20 protein-coding genes are annotated in these 18,048 nt (G+C 30.0%); 9 read left to right on the plus strand and 11 right to left on the minus strand.

The window, feature by feature from the left end:
* The first annotated feature begins 1 nt into the window (after position 1).
* On the plus strand, positions 2 to 628 hold the full coding sequence (locus Q1A46_RS13910) for a class I SAM-dependent methyltransferase (RefSeq protein WP_299679836.1): 627 nt from the start codon (positions 2 to 4) through the stop codon (positions 626 to 628).
* Between the two features lie 14 nt (positions 629 to 642).
* On the opposite strand, the gene Q1A46_RS13915 is transcribed toward Q1A46_RS13910, so the two are convergent.
* From Q1A46_RS13915 to Q1A46_RS13950, 8 genes are all read right to left on the minus strand, one after another.
* The gene (locus tag Q1A46_RS13915; RefSeq protein WP_299679839.1) at positions 643 to 1,782 is read right to left on the minus strand and encodes a geranylgeranyl reductase family protein; all 1,140 of its coding nucleotides are present in this window, start codon (positions 1,780 to 1,782) and stop codon (positions 643 to 645) included.
* 35 nt (positions 1,783 to 1,817) lie between these two features.
* Complete coding sequence (locus tag Q1A46_RS13920; protein ID WP_299679842.1) at positions 1,818 to 2,840, minus strand: endonuclease/exonuclease/phosphatase family protein; 1,023 nt, start codon at positions 2,838 to 2,840, stop codon at positions 1,818 to 1,820.
* A 6-nt stretch (positions 2,841 to 2,846) separates the two neighbouring features.
* On the minus strand, positions 2,847 to 3,707 hold the full coding sequence (locus Q1A46_RS13925) for a rhomboid family intramembrane serine protease (RefSeq protein WP_299679845.1): 861 nt from the start codon (positions 3,705 to 3,707) through the stop codon (positions 2,847 to 2,849).
* Positions 3,707 to 4,432 (minus strand): rhomboid family intramembrane serine protease, encoded by a 726-nt coding sequence (locus Q1A46_RS13930; protein ID WP_299679848.1) that lies wholly within the window; start codon positions 4,430 to 4,432, stop codon positions 3,707 to 3,709. Before Q1A46_RS13930 ends, Q1A46_RS13925 begins: the two co-directional genes overlap by 1 nt.
* Before the next feature lie 2 nt (positions 4,433 to 4,434).
* Positions 4,435 to 6,300 carry a DNA mismatch repair endonuclease MutL gene (gene mutL / locus Q1A46_RS13935; protein WP_299679851.1) on the minus strand — a complete coding sequence of 622 codons (1,866 nt, stop codon included), beginning with the start codon at positions 6,298 to 6,300 and terminating at the stop codon, positions 4,435 to 4,437.
* 3 nt (positions 6,301 to 6,303) lie between these two features.
* Positions 6,304 to 6,594 (minus strand): riboflavin synthase subunit beta, encoded by a 291-nt coding sequence (locus Q1A46_RS13940; protein ID WP_299679854.1) that lies wholly within the window; start codon positions 6,592 to 6,594, stop codon positions 6,304 to 6,306.
* Positions 6,595 to 6,759: 165 nt separating this feature from the next.
* Complete coding sequence (ribH, locus tag Q1A46_RS13945) at positions 6,760 to 7,266, minus strand: 6,7-dimethyl-8-ribityllumazine synthase (RefSeq protein WP_299679857.1); 507 nt, start codon at positions 7,264 to 7,266, stop codon at positions 6,760 to 6,762.
* A gap of 3 nt (positions 7,267 to 7,269) precedes the next feature.
* A complete protein-coding gene (locus tag Q1A46_RS13950; RefSeq protein ID WP_299679860.1) occupies positions 7,270 to 8,058 on the minus strand; it encodes a tol-pal system YbgF family protein in 789 nt (262 codons plus the stop codon).
* A gap of 101 nt (positions 8,059 to 8,159) precedes the next feature.
* Between Q1A46_RS13950 and Q1A46_RS13955 the strand changes: the two genes are divergently transcribed.
* Together Q1A46_RS13955 and Q1A46_RS13960 are read left to right on the plus strand one after the other, a co-directional pair.
* Entirely contained in the window at positions 8,160 to 9,239 is a 1,080-nt protein-coding gene (locus tag Q1A46_RS13955; RefSeq protein WP_299679863.1) for a DNA replication/repair protein RecF, read from the plus strand.
* 3 nt (positions 9,240 to 9,242) lie between these two features.
* A complete protein-coding gene (locus Q1A46_RS13960) occupies positions 9,243 to 9,539 on the plus strand; it encodes a DUF721 domain-containing protein (protein WP_299679866.1) in 297 nt (98 codons plus the stop codon).
* 73 nt (positions 9,540 to 9,612) lie between these two features.
* Here the strand turns inward: Q1A46_RS13960 and Q1A46_RS13965 are convergent, their stop codons facing one another.
* Both Q1A46_RS13965 and Q1A46_RS13970 read right to left on the minus strand, forming a co-directional pair.
* On the minus strand, positions 9,613 to 10,032 hold the full coding sequence (locus Q1A46_RS13965) for a nucleoside-diphosphate kinase (RefSeq protein ID WP_095073662.1): 420 nt from the start codon (positions 10,030 to 10,032) through the stop codon (positions 9,613 to 9,615).
* A gap of 252 nt (positions 10,033 to 10,284) precedes the next feature.
* A complete protein-coding gene (locus Q1A46_RS13970) occupies positions 10,285 to 11,097 on the minus strand; it encodes an alkaline phosphatase D family protein (protein ID WP_299679871.1) in 813 nt (270 codons plus the stop codon).
* A gap of 83 nt (positions 11,098 to 11,180) precedes the next feature.
* Here Q1A46_RS13970 and Q1A46_RS13975 point away from each other — a divergent pair, with 83 nt between their 5' ends.
* The 5 genes from Q1A46_RS13975 to Q1A46_RS13995 all read left to right on the plus strand — a co-directional run bounded on the left by Q1A46_RS13975 (position 11,181) and on the right by Q1A46_RS13995 (position 15,213).
* Positions 11,181 to 12,206, plus strand: coding sequence for a bifunctional oligoribonuclease/PAP phosphatase NrnA (locus tag Q1A46_RS13975; protein WP_299679875.1), 1,026 nt, complete (start codon positions 11,181 to 11,183; stop codon positions 12,204 to 12,206).
* A complete protein-coding gene (gene gldI / locus Q1A46_RS13980) occupies positions 12,199 to 12,744 on the plus strand; it encodes a gliding motility-associated peptidyl-prolyl isomerase GldI (RefSeq protein WP_299679878.1) in 546 nt (181 codons plus the stop codon). The genes Q1A46_RS13975 and gldI overlap by 8 nt, the downstream gene beginning before the upstream one ends.
* Positions 12,731 to 13,519: an FKBP-type peptidyl-prolyl cis-trans isomerase gene (locus Q1A46_RS13985; RefSeq protein ID WP_299679881.1), complete on the plus strand. Its 789-nt coding sequence runs from the start codon at positions 12,731 to 12,733 to the stop codon at positions 13,517 to 13,519. Before gldI ends, Q1A46_RS13985 begins: the two co-directional genes overlap by 14 nt.
* 64 nt (positions 13,520 to 13,583) lie before the next feature.
* On the plus strand, positions 13,584 to 14,639 hold the full coding sequence (locus tag Q1A46_RS13990) for a peptidylprolyl isomerase (protein ID WP_299679884.1): 1,056 nt from the start codon (positions 13,584 to 13,586) through the stop codon (positions 14,637 to 14,639).
* Positions 14,629 to 15,213 (plus strand): phosphatase PAP2 family protein, encoded by a 585-nt coding sequence (locus Q1A46_RS13995; RefSeq protein WP_299679887.1) that lies wholly within the window; start codon positions 14,629 to 14,631, stop codon positions 15,211 to 15,213. Before Q1A46_RS13990 ends, Q1A46_RS13995 begins: the two co-directional genes overlap by 11 nt.
* A gap of 14 nt (positions 15,214 to 15,227) precedes the next feature.
* Here the strand turns inward: Q1A46_RS13995 and Q1A46_RS14000 are convergent, their stop codons facing one another.
* Positions 15,228 to 16,868 (minus strand): glycosyltransferase family 39 protein, encoded by a 1,641-nt coding sequence (locus tag Q1A46_RS14000; RefSeq protein ID WP_299679890.1) that lies wholly within the window; start codon positions 16,866 to 16,868, stop codon positions 15,228 to 15,230.
* Positions 16,869 to 17,002: 134 nt separating this feature from the next.
* Here Q1A46_RS14000 and Q1A46_RS14005 point away from each other — a divergent pair, with 134 nt between their 5' ends.
* On the plus strand, positions 17,003 to 18,025 hold the full coding sequence (locus Q1A46_RS14005; RefSeq protein WP_299679893.1) for a DUF6588 family protein: 1,023 nt from the start codon (positions 17,003 to 17,005) through the stop codon (positions 18,023 to 18,025).
* Positions 18,026 to 18,048 lie beyond the last annotated feature (23 nt).

Consider the following 18,048-nt stretch of genomic DNA (forward strand, 5'->3'; position numbering starts at 1 on the left):
CATGAATGTAGAAAACTCAATCAAACAGAATCAATTAATTCAGAATTATTATCAATTTCAATCTGCAATTTACGATGTTACTAGATGGTCATTTCTTTTTGGAAGAAAATTAATTATAGATAAGATTGCTGAGGTTTGTGCTCCTAAAACTATTTTAGAAATTGGTTGTGGTACAGGATATAATTTGAAAAACTTAAGTAAGAAATTTCCTGAAAGTAAAATTATAGGAATGGATGTTTCTAGAGATATGCTTAGTATCGCAGAGAAAAAAGCAAATAAATATTCGAATATTGAATTAATTGAAAGTCCTTATGGAGATTTAAATGTTTTAAATAATGTTCAACCAGATGTTATTCTATTCTCATATATGTTAACTATGGTAAATCCAGATTTTTCGTTCATGATATCACAAGCTTACAAAGATTTAAAACCTGGAGGCTATATAGCAGTTGTAGATTTTTATAACTCTAAACACGAATGGTTTCGTAATCATATGGGAAATCATCATGTACGAATGGAAGGCCATTTAACACCTGTTTTAGAGTCTAAGTTTGAAACAGAGCATAATGAAATTCACCATGCATATTTCAATACTTGGCAATACTTTACATTTTTAGGAAAGAAATAAAAAAAAGAGTTAGTTTAAAATACTAACTCTTTTACTTTTTTAGTAATTGCTTGTTTAATATCGGTCGGATAAGAACGGTCGCCATGAAAAATATCAGCCATGGCATCACTAAATCTTTGTCCATATTTTTTCAATAATACATTACGAATTGTTTTTTGTTCGTAAAACCATTTCGCTAACCATAATCCAGTTTGAATTTCAGGAATCAATCTTTCGTTCAGTTTTTCTAAGTATAATTCACTAGCTTTTCCAACATTCGAATTACTTTCACTAATGGCTTCAGCAACCAAAACTCCACTGTAAATAGCGTTAGAAATTCCTTCCGCAGTAATTGGATCTGCAAAACCAGCTGCATCACCAATTAAAAACACATTGTTTTTTACAAAACCATCTGTTCTCGGAGCAATAGGAATTTGAAAACCATGCTGAGATTCACTAAGTATATTTTTAATACCTAACGTTTCTAAATATTCTTGATAGTATTTTTTTAAGTTGATTCTAGCTTTTTTAGTAGAAGCTACACCAATTGATAAGTGATTTTTCTTAGGGAAACTCCAAGCGTAACCATAAGGAATAGCGTCGATATCAAAACGTACACTATCTTTTAATCGGTTAAAATCTTCTTCAGAAACTTCTACTTCATATTCTAAAGCAGGAATTAATTTTCGAGTTTCTTCATTCCATCCCGCCATTTTTGCTGTCGGACTTAAAGCTCCATCTGCAGCAATAACAAATTGAGCAGAAATTTGTTGGTTATCAGTGGTAACTATTGTTTTTTCATCTTGAAAATCTAACCCAATTAGCTTGTTGTCTTCAAGTAAAGTAACTCCTAGTTTTTTAGCTTCTTCAACAATTAAATTGTCGAAAGAATCACGCATAATCATAGTGATAGTAGGATCTTTACGTACAGTTTTAAAATGAAGTTTTTTACCTAATAAAATATCAACTGTATTAAATTCTCTTTCAACTACGCTAGAAATATCAAAAGGTAAATCCTTTCTACCTCTATACACAAAACCACCACCACAAGTTTTATAACGTGGTAATTTTTCCTTTTCTATGATTACTGTTGAAATTCCTTTTTTAGCTAAATGAAAAGCAGTTGAAGCTCCCGAAGGACCACTTCCTATTACTGCAACTTCAAAATGTTTCATAAAGAGTAAATAGTTTAGTAGACTGCTAATATAAACTATTCAAAATTTATTCGAGACATGATTGGGAAATGATCTGAATATTTTGGGGTGTAGGTTTTAAAATTATTGATGTTTGTAGATTCATCAGTTAAAATGAAATCAATACGCATAGGGAAAAAGTAATTAAACGATTTTCCAAAACCATTTCCAGCTATTTCAAAAGCATCTTTTTTGCCTTTACATAATTGTCTGTAAACCCAAGAAAACGCTGTGTTGTTAAAATCACCACAGATGACTTTTTTATGATTCCATTGTTTTTCGTGAGCAAGAAAAACTTCAACTTGTGAAGCTTGTTTTATGAAACCATTTTTTATACGTCCAATTAATTTTTCAGAGCTAGACTCACCAAAATTTTCTTTTTTAGGGTTTAAACGTAAAGATTGTAAGTGTAAATTATAGACTCTAATAGTATCTTTATTTTTTACAATATCAATATAAATTGCATTATTAGCACTGTTTTTAAAATCCAAAGAACCTTTATTAACAATTTTATATTTGGAGAAAATAGCTAATCCAAAATTGTTTTTCTTCGACTTTGGAACGTAATATGAATATGGAAATTTTAAATTTCTTTTTTTAGAATGATGATATTCTTGAATGGCTAAAATATCTGGATCTTTTTCTTTAATAAATTTAGTGATTTTCTCGCTGATTCCTTCTTCTTTTATCCAGTTATAAAGGTTAAACATTCTCACATTGTAACTCATTACTTTTACATCTGTATTTCTTGCTGTATTTTTTGAAGAAAATTTAATGAAAGGAGGAAGGAACAACCATCCAAGTAATAATATTAATCCAGATAAAATAAAATGTTTCCTTAATTTAAAAATCCAATACACGCAAAAGATGGTATTAGCTATGATTAAAAAAGGTACAGCTAAACTTGCCACAGAAAAAACAGGAACTGTTTTAGGTGACACGAAGGCTAAAAAGTAAGATAAAAGTAATGCTGTAGCAACGATAGAATTTATGAAGTACAGTAATTTATCTAAAAACGAATATTTCTTTTTCTTTGGCAACGTGTTTTATTTTTTTCCTTGTTCAAATAAAAAATCTTTTTCTTCTTGAGTTAGGGAATCATAGCCAGAGTCTCCAATTTTTTCCAAGATAGTATCGATTTTCTTCTGATTGTTAGATTTTGTTCGATATGGTCCTCTAGGATTTAAATTATCTGATTTATGTACAGTTTTAAGGTTTGTTTTTTTCTTCTTAGAAGTTCGTTTAAATGAAGGAAAAATATCGAGTTCTTTGTTACCTGCGTATTTCACATAAAGAAAACCAAATAAAGCACCTCCTAAATGAGAAAAGTGACCACCACCATTTCCACCAGATAAACTAATTAAATCCATAAGAATGAAAAATAATGCCAAATGCCAAACTTTTACATAGACATTAATTAAAGGAATTCGTAATTCGTAATTAGGTATATGAGTTGCTGTACCAATAATAATTGCTGAAACCCCAGCTGAAGCACCAACTATTATATGTTTTGTATTTTGAAAAATAGGAAAAGAATTCATGGCAATTAAAAAAGCCATACCACCAAAAACAGTTCCTAATAGGTAAAAGTTCAGTAGTTGTTTGTCGGTGAAATATTCAAGAAATAATCTGCCGAATATATATAACCAAATACAATTGAATAATATATGGAGAAATCCAGCATGTAAAAAACCATAAGAAACCAATGACCATGGTCTAGTGATAAAATTATCTAAATCAGACGGTAAGGCAAACCATTCAGTTAAAAAACTAGTTCTTGTTCCGTATAGTCCAGAAAAAGAAATAGTTAACAAGCCTATTATAAACACAGCTATGTTTATATAGATTAGTTTCTCTAACATTCCGGCATTAAGGAATCGCTGTTTTAAATTATTAATAGTCTCCATTAGTAATGTCTAAATTGATTTTTTTTCCAATACCAAGCAATAATAAACCCAATAATTGCACCACCAACATGAGCAAAGTGAGCAACATTTCCAATTGAGTATTTTGTCAATCCAAAGAATAAATCACTAACTATGATAAGAGGCACAAAATACTTTGCAGCTACAGGCACAGGGAAGAATATCATAGCAAGTTTTGCATTAGGAAAAGCCAAAGCAAATGCTACTAACACTCCATAAACAGCTCCAGAAGCACCAACAGCAGGTGTATGATAAAGTGAATAAAATTCAGACATTTGTTTGCTGCCTAATGTGATAATCTCATTGTTATATCTACCAGATGTTAGTATTTCTTGGATGTCGTTGCTGGATAATCCTAAGTTTAAAAGCTGTTGAAAAATACCATTAAATTGATAGTAATTCACTAAAGTATAAATTAAACCAGCACCTATACCAGCGGAAAAATAGAAGAATAGGAACTTATTTTTTCCCCACATTTGTTCTAAAGGAGTTCCAAAAGCCCATAAACCATACATGTTGAATAAAATATGAGCTACACTTCCATGCATGAATATATGTGTTGCATATTGCCAAAAACCAAAATGATCATTTTGAGGAAAATGTAAGGCAAGAATATTTGTTAAATCTAAATTCAGCAGTTGAGGTGCAAAAAATAGAATAGCATTTATTATAATTAGGTGTTTAATAGCAGGTGTTAATTGTTGCATAACTAATTACTAAAAATATTATCAATTTCTTGTAAAGTTAAGGTTTTAAATGTTGGTTTCCCAAGGGGAGAAACACTAGGTTCTTTACAAGAAAATAAATTATTTACTAAAGTTTCTTGTTCTTTTACAGATAAAATAGTTCCAGTTTTTATTGCTAAAGATTTAGCAAATGATTTAGCCATAACATCATAATGGCTAAAGCTAGCATCTGGAACTTCTAATTTCAAATCATCTAAAAGTTGTTCTAAAATTAAACTAATTTGACTCTCAGATATAGATGTTGGAATTCCACCAATAACAACACTTTCTTTTGTAAATTCATTAAACACAAATCCAGCACTTTCTAAATCAGATTTTATACTAAAAATCATTTCAATGTCTGATGAAGAGAATGAAATGTTTATTGGAAATAATAACTGCTGACTATTAGCATCTTTAATGGTAATATTCGTTAAAAACTCTTCGTATAAAACGCGTTGATGAGCTAAGGACTGGTGAATTAAAACAACTCCAGATTTAATAGTACTTAAAATATATTTCTTTTGAATTTGAAATGTTTTACCTGTTTCTGTTTCTTTTTCACTTTCAAAAAGTTTCTCTTGTTGAGTACTTTCATATGTGTTTACATATAAAGATTCCCAACTTCCTGCGTCTTTTTTGTAGTCAGTTTTAAAAGATGGTGTCTTTTGAACAGAAGACGATGATGGTATCGATTCTCTTTTTTGACTTACTGGTGCAGGAGAACTAATTTGTTCGTTTTTAAAAGGGTTAAAATCAGGATCAACAATTATTTTAGGTGTTGAAACAGCTGGTTTGTCTTTAAACGTATACGGCGTGTCTAAAGTTGCATCTCTATTAAAATCTAAAACAGGAGCAACACTATATTGCCCTAAACTATGTTTAACTGTTGCTCTTAAAATGGCATACAAAGCTTTTTCATTGTCAAATTTCACCTCAGTTTTAGTTGGGTGAATGTTAATATCTATAGTGTTAGGTGGAACATCAAAATATATGAAATAAGTTGGATGATAACCATTTTCCAATAAACCGTCAAAAGCGCTATTTACAGCATGGTTTAAATACGAACTTTTTATAAAACGATCATTAACAAAAAAGAATTGTTCGCCTCTTTTTTTCTTTGCGTATGAAGGTTTTGCAACAAAACCTCTTATTTTCATAATGTCTGTTTGTTCATCTAAAGGAACTAATTTTTCATTCATTTTGTTGCCAAAAATAGCAACAATACGTTTTCTTAAATTACTTTCTTTAAGATGGTAAACTTCATTTCCATTATGGTGTAACTGGAAAGCAATGTCAGGATGAGCCATTGCAACACGTTGAAATTCATCAATAATATGTCGAGTTTCAACGGTGTCTGATTTTAAAAAGTTTCTTCGTGCAGGAATATTATAAAACAAGTTTTTAACAGCTAAACTTGTTCCTTTAGCTGTAGAAACTACATCTTGAGATATTACAGAGCTTCCTTCAATTTTAATGGCTGTTCCAACTTCTTCGTTATGTTGTCTTGTTTTTAATTCAACATGAGCAATCGCTGCAATAGAAGCTAAAGCTTCTCCTCTAAAACCTTTAGTGTTTAGATTAAATAAATCTTTAGCATCTTTAATTTTAGAAGTAGCATGTCTCTCAAAACATAAACGAGCATCTGTGGTGCTCATTCCTTTTCCGTTATCGATTACTTGAACTAAAGTTTTACCAGCATCTTTTAAGAGTAATGTAATGCTAGTCGAACCAGCATCAATTGCATTTTCTAGTAATTCTTTTACAACTGAGGCTGGACGCTGAACAACTTCACCTGCTGCAATCTGATTTGCAACATGATCGGGAAGTAACTGAATAATATCTGACATTAATTATTTGCTAAAAAATATAGATAGATCAAAATCTATCACGTATAAAAATATAAAAGTTAAGATAGAGGCAATAATAACGATAGTTTTGTTTATTCCTCCGTTTTCTGAAGTTTTAAATTCGTTAATAGCTGCCGTAAATTTATCTTTTAAGTTTTTCTTTTTTCCAACAGTGGTTCTGTACTCATCAAACTTGTGTTTGAATTCATAAGGATTTCCATCTCCCTTATAATAACGAGGTTTGTACTCAAAAACATTATGAGTCTTTCCTTTAAATTTACTCCATCCTAACATAATAATTGATTTTAAAATTTAAGGTATCAATTCAAAAACCACACCAAAAAACATATTAATTCAAAATTACGAATAAAAGATAAGCTATCAAATCGTATGTTTATGAAATTAAAATAGCCAAGTATACAACTTGGCTATTTTAACATATCTTTTTAAAAATTTCTTCTAGAAACCTAAAGTATTCTTCTTTATACCGATGTTCTTTAATGCAGCCATTTTTACTGCAGCTACTGCACATTCAATTCCTTTGTTTCCTAGTTTTCCACCAGAACGATCAATAGATTGTTGTCTGGTATTGTCTGTTAATACACAAAATATTACAGGTACGTCGTAAGCTGTGTTAAGATCAACAATACCTTGAGTAACACCTTCACAAACAAAGTCGAAATGTTTTGTTTCTCCCTGAATCACATTTCCAATAGCAATAATGGCGTCAAGTTTTTCAGTTTCGATCATCTTTTTACAACCATAAACTAACTCAAAACTACCAGGAACATCCCAAGAAACGATATTCTTTTCTTCAGCTCCACAATCGATTAAAGTATCAACAGCTCCCTTGTGTAAATTCTTAGTGATTTCAGGATTCCATTCTGAAACAACAATCCCAAATCGAAAGTCTTTCGCATTTGGGATTGTGTTTTTATCGTAATATGATAAGTTCGTTGTAGCCATATCTTATTTAGCGTATTTAGCGCTGTTTAAGTACTTATCAATATCTCTACCTATTTGAGTAGTAGCGTATTTTTCTTTGATTGTAGTAAAATACCCTAAAGCTTTATCATGCTTGTCTAATTTCATTGCAGTTTGTCCTGCTTTGAATAAGAACATAGGAGTAGTAAACTCGTTATTTTTTTTGTTTGCAGCTTTTTCATAATATTCTAAAGCTTCAGCAGGTTGATCAATATCAGCAAAAGCATCTCCAATAGCACCTAAAGCAGTTGGTCCTAATAATTCATCATCAGAATTAAAGTCACTTAAGTAAGAAATTGCTTGTTTGTAATCTTTTTGTCTTAAATATGTGATACCAGCATAATAATTCGCTAAGTTTCCAGCTTTAGTTCCACCAAAAGATTTAGAAATATCTAAAAATCCATATTTTCCATCAGCTCCTCCTTTTAAGCCTAAGTTGTATAAACTATCAGCTTTAGCACCAGCAGCTTTTTCTGCTTGATCAAAGAAAGATCTTGGGTAAGCTAATTCGTTAGCAGCATTAACTTCGTTTGGTTCAGAAATAAATTTGTTGTAAGCTAAGTACACTAAGATTAATGCAGCGATACCTACTAATCCAATGAATAATGGTTTGCTGTTTTTTTCAATCCATTGTTCTGATTTGTTGGCAACTTCATCAAGGCCGTCAAAGGTTTTTGCGACGTCACTTTGTGACTCGTCAAATGTTTCTTCAATAACTTCTTCTACAACCTTTTCTTTCTTAGGTTTATATCCTCGCTTTTTATATGTTGCCATAACTTTTATAAAATTAGTGGCGCAAAAATAGTTTTTTTAATTGGATTTTAAAAGACGATTTTTCGTTATTTTGCATTTCCTGTCTGAAAACGAATAGTGTAGTGTATTTAGAGAAACTGTCTTTAGTGAATTTTAAAAATATTGAAGCCCAAACATTTAATTTTGAGAAAAAGATTAATTGTTTTGTGGGAAACAATGGCGTGGGAAAGACTAATATTCTCGATGCGATCTATTATTTGTCTTTCGCAAAAAGTTATTTTAACCCAATTGCTGGTCAGAATATTCGACATAATGAAGATTTTTTTATGGTTGAAGGTGATTATTTGGTGAAAGAACGCTCCGAAAAAATTATTTGTTCTTTAAAAAGAGGTCAGAAAAAAGTATTGAAGCGAAATGGTAAAGTTTATGATCGCTTCTCAGATCATATAGGTCAATTTCCTTTGGTTATTATTTCTCCAGCAGATAGAGATTTAATTATTGAAGGAAGTGAAACACGACGTAAGTTTATTGATGGTGTTATTTCTCAACAAGATAAAAAGTATTTGTCTTCTTTAATTGCTTATAATAAAATTTTAAATCAAAGAAATGCTTTGTTGAAATTTTTTGCAGCTAATCGAACTTTTGATGCGTTAAATTTAAAAGTTTATAATGAACAATTGATTCAGTATGGAGAAGAAATTCACGAGAAAAGAAAAGAGTTTTTAAAGAAATTTACTCCAATTTTTAACGAGAAATATCAAGTGATATCTAACGATAATGAACAAGTGAATTTATCTTATAAGAGTCAGTTAAATACAACATCTTTTAACGATTTATTGGATTTGCAATTAGAGAAAGATAAAATTTTGCAGTATACTTCTGCAGGGGTTCATAAAGATGATTTAACTTTTGAAATCGGTTCGTATCCAATCAAGAAGTTTGGTTCTCAAGGACAACAAAAATCATATTTAATCGCTTTAAAATTAGCTCAGTTTGAGTTTATAAAAAAGCAATCGGAATTAACACCAATATTGTTATTAGATGATATTTTTGATAAGCTTGATGAAAATAGAGTAGCACAAATAGTGGATTTGGTAAATAACGATGAATTCGGACAGATTTTTATAACAGACACACATTCTGAAAGAACAGAGAATGTAGTAAAACAGAGTAATAAACCATATCAGATATTTAATCTTTAAGCTATGGCAAAAAGACAAAACAATAGTATTTCGATAAAAGATTTAATGGGAGCTTTTATCAAAGAAAATAAGTTAGAAAAAGGTTTTCAAAAAATAAAAATTGAAGAAGCTTGGGAAAAATTAATGGGCCCAGGCGTACATTCTTACACTAGTGAAGTTAAACTTCAAAATGGAACTTTAATTGTTAGATTAAATTCTTCTGTTTTACGAGAAGAGTTAAGTTATGGGAAAGAGAAAATTATAAATATGCTTAACCATGAAATGGGCGAGGCTGTAATTAGAAAATTAATGTTAGTTTAAAAAACTTAACTAGAAGTATAAAAAAACTCGCTATTTTTCAATAGCGAGTTTTTTGTTTTATATCTTAATGTTCTTAGAACATCTCTCTACCAGCAAAGTGGAAGTTACTTTCGATTTCAGCATTCTCATCAGAATCAGAACCGTGAACAGCGTTTTCTCCAATAGAAGTAGCGTAAAGTTTTCTGATTGTTCCTTCAGCAGCTTCAGCAGGGTTAGTAGCACCAATTAAAGTTCTAAAATCTTCAACTGCATTATCTTTTTCTAAAACAGCAGCAATGATAGGACCACGAGTCATAAATTCAACTAACTCTCCGAAAAAAGGACGCTCATTGTGTACTGCATAAAAAGTTTCAGCATCACGCTTAGTCATTTGCGTTTTCTTTAATGCTACAATTCTAAATCCAGCAGCATTAATTTTTTCTAATATAGCTCCAGTATGTCCGTTTTCAACAGCATCTGGTTTAATCATTGTAAAAGTTCTATTTGTTGCCATTTTATTTTTTTGTCTATTTTAATTTCGCGCAAAAATACGCTTTTTAATGTTACGAGCAAGTTAAGGATAAATTTGTGAGAATTCTTGTAAAATACTATTACCATCGCTACGCATTTGAAAACTTACTTTTTTGTTGTCAAAATCAAACTTTAATACCCCAAAACTTTCTCTAAAAACTACGTTTCCAACACGATTACTGTTTAATTCACTTTTAAAACCTCTGTAAGCATGAGTCAACCCACTGGAAGTAAATTAGATTAAAGGGTAAGGTAAGTTTTTAATACTAATTTTAGAAAATTCAGAAATGTGTCTGTCTCCGGATAATAATATGGTGTTTTTAGCTTTTGAAGTTTTAATTAACTCAAATAATCGTTTTCTCTCATGAGGGAAATTTTCCCATTTTTCAAATCGATGTTCACTCGAAATTACTTGAATACTACTCATGATAATGTTGAAGTCCGCTTTTGAATCATGTAATTCGTTAGTTAGCCAATTCCATTGTTTTTTACCGAGAATAGTTCCCTCATTGAATTTACTAGAGATATATTTTTTTTGACTACTATTCTTATCTTTTGTTAAAGAACTTCTATGATAACGCGTATCTAAAATGATAATTTTTACAGCCCCTTTTTTAGTTTTAAATATTTCAGAATGATATACACCTTCACGTTTTCTTCTTGAGTCTGATGTGTTCACTTGTAAGAAATCTAGAAACAATTGTTGGCTTTCTTTTTTCATTTTATATTCTTCACCAGCATCATTTTTTCCATAGTCATGATCGTCCCAAGTTCCTAAAATCTTAACTTTTCTTGTAAGTTCTTTGTATCCTTTCTGGTTCCATTGTGCTTTGTAAAAAGCTTTCATCTCTTGCATGTTATTGGTGTCAGCATAAATATTATCGCCACCCCAAATCCAAACATTTGGGGCTAGAGATACTATATCGTCCCAAAATAAGTTCTCTATTGAAGATTTATTACAAGAACCAAAAGTAATGGTGAAATCATTTTGACTATAAATGAATGAATTAAAACAAATGCTAAGAAGTAGGAGAAATATTTTTTTCATAATTGTTTTTAAATGATCAACAAATTAACAAATCAGATATTATTAAATTTTTAAAAGAATATTAAATTGTATATTCGCTGTCTATGATTCTAAAGAATTTTAAAGAACTTTCTAAGTACCTTGAAACGTCTAGACGTATCGTAATAATAGGACATAAAAACCCTGATGGAGATGCCGTTGGATCTACCTTAGGATTAAAACATTATTTAGATAAAAAAGGACATCAGACTCAGGTATTAATGCCGAATGAGTTTCCTGATTTTCTACATTGGATACCAGGAGTAGAAACTGTTTATCGCTTTGATCGTCAAAATAACCAATGTGTAAAGGCGTTGGCAAAATCAGATATTATTTTTCTTTTAGATTTTAATGCTTTACATAGAGTTGGTGACGATATGAAAAATACGTTAACGAAATACGAAAATGATTTTGCTCTGATTGATCATCATCAACAACCAGATGATTTTGAATATATGTATTCAGATACAACAATGTCTTCTACTTGTCAAATGGTATATAATTTCATTGAAATGTTTGATGATTTAGATCTTATTGATGAAAACATTGCTACAGCATTGTATACTGGAATCATGACAGATACAGGTTCTTTTCGTTTTCGCTCTACAACAAGTAAAACGCATAGAATTATTGCAGATTTGATAGATAAAGGAGCGCAAAACGATCGAATTCATAGTGATGTTTATGATGCCAATTCTCATAGTAGATTAATGTTATTAGGACGAGCATTGAGTAATTTAAAAGTTCTATCAGAATATAAAACTGCTTATATCACATTAACTCAAAAAGATAAAGACGAGTTTAATTATGAAAAAGGAGATACAGAAGGTGTTGTAAATTATGCTTTATCTCTTAAAGGAATTGTATTTGCAGTTATTTTTATTGAAGATGTAGAACAACGAATTGTGAAAATATCTTTTAGATCGAAAGGAAGTTTTTCTGTAAATAAATTTGCAAGAAATCATTTCAATGGAGGCGGGCATGATAATGCAGCAGGAGGAAGGTCTGATATGAATATTGATGAAACTATTAAGAAGTTTACATCACTATTACCCGAATATAAAAACGACTTATTTAATTCATATGAATAGTAAGTGGATTATTATACCGATTGTAAGTGTTTTTTTAGCAACTTGTAGTTCACCTGAAGCTAGGAGACCTAAAAAACATACAACCTCTAATTTTTATAAAGAAGTAATAGAAGAAAACATAAAATTGAATCAATTAGAGAAGAAACAAATAGAAAATAGTTTAGCTAAAGATACTTTAAATAACTATTTAAGTTCTCCAAATGGTTTTTGGTATATGTACAATAAAAAGGACACGTTAAACTCTATTACACCTAAAAAAGGTGATGTAGTAACGATTAAATATACCATTTCAGATTTTAATAATACTCCTTTGTATAATGAACAAACTATCGAATATAAGGTAGATAAAGAAGATTTTATACCAGCATTGCAAGATGGAATAAAGTTGATGAAAAAGGGAGAAACTATTACATTTGTCATTCCTTCTTATAGAGCTTATGGAGTTACAGGTGATGGAGGAAAAATAAGAATGAATCAAACGTTAAAAAGCAAACTAACATTAATCGACATTAAAAAAGTAAATAATGAAATTAACTAAAGTTTTGGCTGTTGCAGCCATGGGTATGACTATTGTTTCTTGTAACAATAATCAAGTAAAAACAAAAGCAAGTTTAGATACATATATAGATACGGTAAGTTATGCTATTGGATTAAACACAGCAATGAGAATGAGTGTTGATGCAGCAGCAAAGGAGTTAGATCCAGATTTATATATTCAAGGATATTCTGAAGGAAGAGATTCTTCGAACACAACTTTAATTGACAGAAAAGAAGCTGAGAAGATCATTAGTAGCTATTTCCAGAAGTTAAGAATGGATCAAATGAAGAAGAGAGAAGAGGATATGAAGAAAAAAGCTGAGGCTGATTTCAAAGAGTATAAAGAAGAAAATGAAAAATTCTTAGCAGAAAATAAATCAAAAGAAGGAGTTAAAACTACAGCTAGCGGATTACAATATAAAGTAATCAATGAAGGTAGTGGAGATGCACCTAAAGTTACAGATAAGGTAAAAGTTCACTATCACGGAGCTTTAATCGATGGAACAGTTTTCGATAGTACTATGGAACCTCAAAAAGATCCAGCTGAATTTGGAGTTACTCAAGTAATTAAAGGATGGACTGAAGGTTTACAATTAATGAAGCCAGGAGCAAAGTATAAATTCTTTATACCTCAAGAGTTAGCTTATGGTTACCAACAAAGAGGACCAGTTTTAAAGCCTTTTTCAACATTAGTATTTGATGTAGAGTTATTAGAAGTTGTTCCTCCAGCACCATTAGGAGACGGACACACTAAAGGAGACGGACACGGTCACTAATAAAAATATTAAAAAAGACATTGGTTATTTTTATCAATGTCTTTTCTTTTTTTAATTTTAAAATATGAAATCAATAAAGTTTTTAATAGCATCATTAGTCGTAATTATATTTTCATCTTGTAAAACTGTTAAGTATCCAGAATTAAAAGATGGGTTATATGCAGATATTCAAACCAATAAAGGTGATATTTTAATTAAGTTACATTCGGAAATTGTTCCAATGACTGTAGCTAACTTTGTTTCTTTAGCAGAAGGAAATAACCCTAAAGTAACAGATTCTTTAAAAGGTAAACCTTTTTATGATGGAATTAAATTTCACAGAGTTATTAAAAATTTTATGATTCAAGGAGGAGATCCTACAGGAACTGGAAGAGGTAGTGGAGGATATCGTTTTGATGATGAATTTCCTTTAAACGAAAAAGGAGAGTTAATCTTTAAACATGATAGCGCGGGAGTTTTGTCTATGGCAAATTCTGGTCCAGCTACAAATTCAGCTCAATTTTTTATTACACACAAAGAAACTCCTTGGTTAGATGGTAAACATTCTGTTTTTGGAAAAGTAACTTACGGACAAAATATTGTAGATACTATCGTACAAAATGATTTAATTAATAAAATTGAAATTATTAGAGTAGGAAAAAAAGCTAAAGACTTTAATGCTCCAGAAGTTTTTCTTACAGAATTATCAAATTCAGAAGAGCGTAAAAAAGAAAGAGAAAGAAAAATTAAAATAGCAAAAGAAAATCTAAAGAAAGAATTAGATTACTATAGCGCTATAACTACTAAATCTGGACTTAAAGTTGTTAAGATTAAGGAGACTTCAGGGAAAAAAGTTAATCCAGATTTACCAACAACAGTACATTATGTATTGTTAGATGATTTAGGTAATAAAATAGCTTCAAGTATAGACCAAAATCAGCCTTTTACATTCACAATTAATGATCTTAATTATCCATTAATTGCAGGATGGAAAGAAGGTGCTGCTATGCTTAAAGAAGGTGAAAAAGCACGTCTTTTTATACCAAGTTATTTAGGATACGGTGAAGTTGGTCGTTTACCAGTAATTAAGCCGAATACAGATCTTATTTTTGAAATAGAAGTTCTTAAAGTTGGAAAATAGTTTACTCGATGCGCTTATAGAAAAAGACAAAGCGCTTTTAATTTATCTGAATAACCTAGGAAACGAGCAATGGGATAATTTATGGTTGTGGATTACACATCAATTTAATTGGATACCGTTATTTGTTGTAATACTAGGGTTGTTAGTATGGAAATTTGGTGTCAAGAAAACGTTATTCACTCTATTGTTTATTGCAATTTTTGTAGCTTTTTCTGATCAATTTACAAATTTCATTAAAAACTTAACAGGAAGAACTAGACCTTGTAATGCTGTAGAAATGCAAGAGTATTTAAGGCAATTTTCATACAAACCTAGAGGTAAAAGCTTTTGGTCAGGTCATGCTTCTTTATCAACAACATTTACAACTTTTATTATTCTATTATTACGTAAGAGAATAAAATATATCTACATATTAATTTTATTTCCTTTAGTATTTGGATATAGTAGATTGTATTTAGGGGTTCATTATCCAATAGATGTTTCCACAGGATATGTTTCCGGAATTATACTTGGAACGTTATTTTATAAGTTATACAAAATTATATTTCAAAAGATATTTAAAGAAACTTTATAAGTTTCTTTAAATATTTATTCTTGGTAAGAACATTTAGTCATGTTGCTAAATCTTAACGGAATTATTTTAGAATTGGTTGTTCCTGCTATTTGAATATGTGAAGGAGACCATTCTAATTTTGGAGTAGTAAATACAATTGTATTGTCTATTAACTTTGCTTGAGTTACCTCTCTCTCTCTTTCGAATTTGAAAATGATATGAAGTTCTAAACCTTTAAGTTCAGAAATCAATTCTTTATCATAAGAAACCTTAATAACTGATTCTCTTTCTTTATTTATTACGGGACTTTCTAAAGTAAATTCAGCTTTAGCTCTTTTGATATATCCGTTAGTATTGTGCTCAATATATAATAAACTTTTATTCTTTTTAAGAATAGAATCTGTAGCATTTCCACTTCTATCAAATGTTATGAGAGAAAACCTATCTAAATTAAAGTTCTGATTGTATTCATATAAATCATATTGATTTTTTCTACTTCTCCAAGAATTAATTTGAAAAGGTTTTTTACCAGAGTAAAACCAGTAAATAGATGTGTTTTGATAAGAATTAAGAAATAAAGGAGTTGAACCTTTAAGTGCATTGTCTAGTTTTTGAACCCATTTTTTATTTCCATGCATTTCAAATTGTTTAGGTATAATTCCATCATTTGCAATAATAATTCGTAGCGTTATGGTTACAAATATTGTTATAAAAGCTAGAATTTTAAAAGCTTTTATTTTCTTAGGATTATCGATTAAATAATAAAATGGAATTATTACTAGAGGAATAGATATAGGAACAACCCATTGTGCTTGTACTCGACTTTTAAAAGAAGAAACAAAAAAGAAGATTGCAAATCCTAAAACTAGATAACGTAACGCTTTTTCAAACTGATCCTTTATTTTTAATCTTTTGAAAAAGGCTAAATAGACAATAGGAAAGGTAAGTCCAATAATTGCGACAAGATTTAAAATATGATTTGTTGTATAATCAATTCTGTAACTTTTAGTATTTCTCTCAAATAAATGATATTTAATTGAAGCGAAATCATTAATATATTGCCAATATAAATGAGGAGAAAATAAGATGATTGTTGCTAATGTTGTTACCCAGATTCTCCAATCTTTTAATACTTTTAAATTCGAAAGTAAGACAAAGAAAATAATTAGAACTGCATGATATTTACTGTATAGCATTCCAGCCATAGCTATGGCTAGAATAGCATAGCTACTGAAGTTATTTTTAGTGATGTATTTTTTATATCCTAATAAAAAGAGAGAGAAAAAGAAAAGTAGAGGTGTATCAGGAACTGTTATGAATCCGTAAACATTAAATAATAATGTAGTGATTATTAACAATAAAAACAACCAAGTAAATTCTCTTTTCTTGTGGTGTTGAATAAGCAACCAAACAAAATAAAAAGAAAAGGATAAAGATATCGCTGAGAAAAAGCGAACACTTAGTTCTCCAGAGCTAAAAAATAATTTTGAAATAGTTATCCATAAAGCTATCATTGGTGGATGATCAAAATACCCCCAATCTAAATTTTTACTGTACGCCCAATAATATGCCTCGTCAGCCAATAACTCAGTAGAATACCCCTGAAGTATGTTAATTAACACTAAGAAAAATAAAAAAACAGGAACTGTATATTTAGATTGTAGAATAGCTTTCATTCAAGCAAAACTAAAAAAATAAAGTACGTTTTTAGGAGAATCACCTATAGTTTTTTAGGTTAAATACCTAAAAGTTGGTAGTAATTTTGAAGATAGTTTTTATATTTTTACAAAAACTAACAATACGATTAACAATGAAGAAGTTCTTATTATCACTTTTTGTATGTTCTACAATTAGTTCATTTTCACAAGAGTTAGAGACAATATTATTAGCCAGAGAAGATGCTGCTAAAATAACAGATGCTTATTTACAACCAGCATTCAAAGGTTTTATATTTAGTATGAATAACGGATGGTATCATACAGCAAAAGTGCATAAGAAATTTGGTTTTGATATTACAATAGGGGCTAGTGCTTCTTTAGTTCCAGAAAAAGAAGAGATTTTTGATTTATCTGCTATTGGATTATCAAATTCAACAACTTTTGATAGAAATATGACTCCAACTGTAGCAGGAGATTCAAATACACCTGCTACAATAACATATCAATCTACTGTTGCGGGTCAAAATGTTTCGGCTAATTTTCAAATGCCTAATGGAGTAAAAGAAGATTTACCATTAAACTCAGTTCCAGCTCCATCTATTCAAGTTGGTATTGGTTTGCCATTTAAACTAGATGCAATGGTTCGATATACACCTAAAGTAGGTTCAGATGACGTGAAAGGAAGTGTCTTTGGTATTGGTTTGAAAAAGGAAATAACAGATTGGTTAGGGATAGTAGGAAAAACACCATTACATATTTCAATATTAGCGGCTTATTCTAATATGAATGTAGATTATGTAATTGGAGATGTAAATGAGCAAGAAATCTCTACTCGTAATGCTTTAACAGAGTTCAGACTTAATGCTTATACTTTTCAAGCAATAGCTTCTTTAAATTTACCTATTATTAATTTTTATGGAGGTGTAGGTTTTAACTCAGGAAGTACAAATCTAAATATGTTAGGAGAGTATACTTTAAGATATAATACGGGAAATCCTCTTTTACCAAACGTACAAGAAACAGTTACAGATCCATTTTCTTTAGAGCAAGATGCAAGTAGTTTTAATGCTACTGTAGGAGCTAGAATTAGTTTAGGATTCTTTAAAATATTTGGAAGTTATACACTGCAAGAATACAGTTCGTTAAATGCTGGTATTGCTTTTAGTTTTAGATAAATAACAGAACGAAAATATACTTT

Origin of the sequence: uncultured Tenacibaculum sp. (assembly GCF_947502995.1) — a bacterium.
Taxonomy (GTDB): Bacteria; Bacteroidota; Bacteroidia; order Flavobacteriales; family Flavobacteriaceae; genus Polaribacter.

Coding starts and splice junctions, on each gene's coding strand:
- Q1A46_RS13910 (WP_299679836.1), top strand. CDS start 2: ATGAATGTAGAAAACTCAATCAAACAGAATCAATTAATTCAGAATTAT.
- Q1A46_RS13915 (WP_299679839.1), bottom strand. CDS start 1,782: ATGAAACATTTTGAAGTTGCAGTAATAGGAAGTGGTCCTTCGGGAGCT.
- Q1A46_RS13925 (WP_299679845.1), bottom strand. CDS start 3,707: ATGGAGACTATTAATAATTTAAAACAGCGATTCCTTAATGCCGGAATG.
- Q1A46_RS13930 (WP_299679848.1), bottom strand. CDS start 4,432: ATGCAACAATTAACACCTGCTATTAAACACCTAATTATAATAAATGCT.
- mutL (WP_299679851.1), bottom strand. CDS start 6,300: ATGTCAGATATTATTCAGTTACTTCCCGATCATGTTGCAAATCAGATT.
- Q1A46_RS13940 (WP_299679854.1), bottom strand. CDS start 6,594: ATGTTAGGATGGAGTAAATTTAAAGGAAAGACTCATAATGTTTTTGAG.
- ribH (WP_299679857.1), bottom strand. CDS start 7,266: ATGGCTACAACGAACTTATCATATTACGATAAAAACACAATCCCAAAT.
- Q1A46_RS13950 (WP_299679860.1), bottom strand. CDS start 8,058: ATGGCAACATATAAAAAGCGAGGATATAAACCTAAGAAAGAAAAGGTT.
- Q1A46_RS13960 (WP_299679866.1), top strand. CDS start 9,243: ATGGCAAAAAGACAAAACAATAGTATTTCGATAAAAGATTTAATGGGA.
- Q1A46_RS13965 (WP_095073662.1), bottom strand. CDS start 10,032: ATGGCAACAAATAGAACTTTTACAATGATTAAACCAGATGCTGTTGAA.
- Q1A46_RS13970 (WP_299679871.1), bottom strand. CDS start 11,097: ATGAAAAAAATATTTCTCCTACTTCTTAGCATTTGTTTTAATTCATTC.
- Q1A46_RS13975 (WP_299679875.1), top strand. CDS start 11,181: ATGATTCTAAAGAATTTTAAAGAACTTTCTAAGTACCTTGAAACGTCT.
- gldI (WP_299679878.1), top strand. CDS start 12,199: ATGAATAGTAAGTGGATTATTATACCGATTGTAAGTGTTTTTTTAGCA.
- Q1A46_RS13985 (WP_299679881.1), top strand. CDS start 12,731: ATGAAATTAACTAAAGTTTTGGCTGTTGCAGCCATGGGTATGACTATT.
- Q1A46_RS13990 (WP_299679884.1), top strand. CDS start 13,584: ATGAAATCAATAAAGTTTTTAATAGCATCATTAGTCGTAATTATATTT.
- Q1A46_RS14000 (WP_299679890.1), bottom strand. CDS start 16,868: ATGAAAGCTATTCTACAATCTAAATATACAGTTCCTGTTTTTTTATTT.
- Q1A46_RS14005 (WP_299679893.1), top strand. CDS start 17,003: ATGAAGAAGTTCTTATTATCACTTTTTGTATGTTCTACAATTAGTTCA.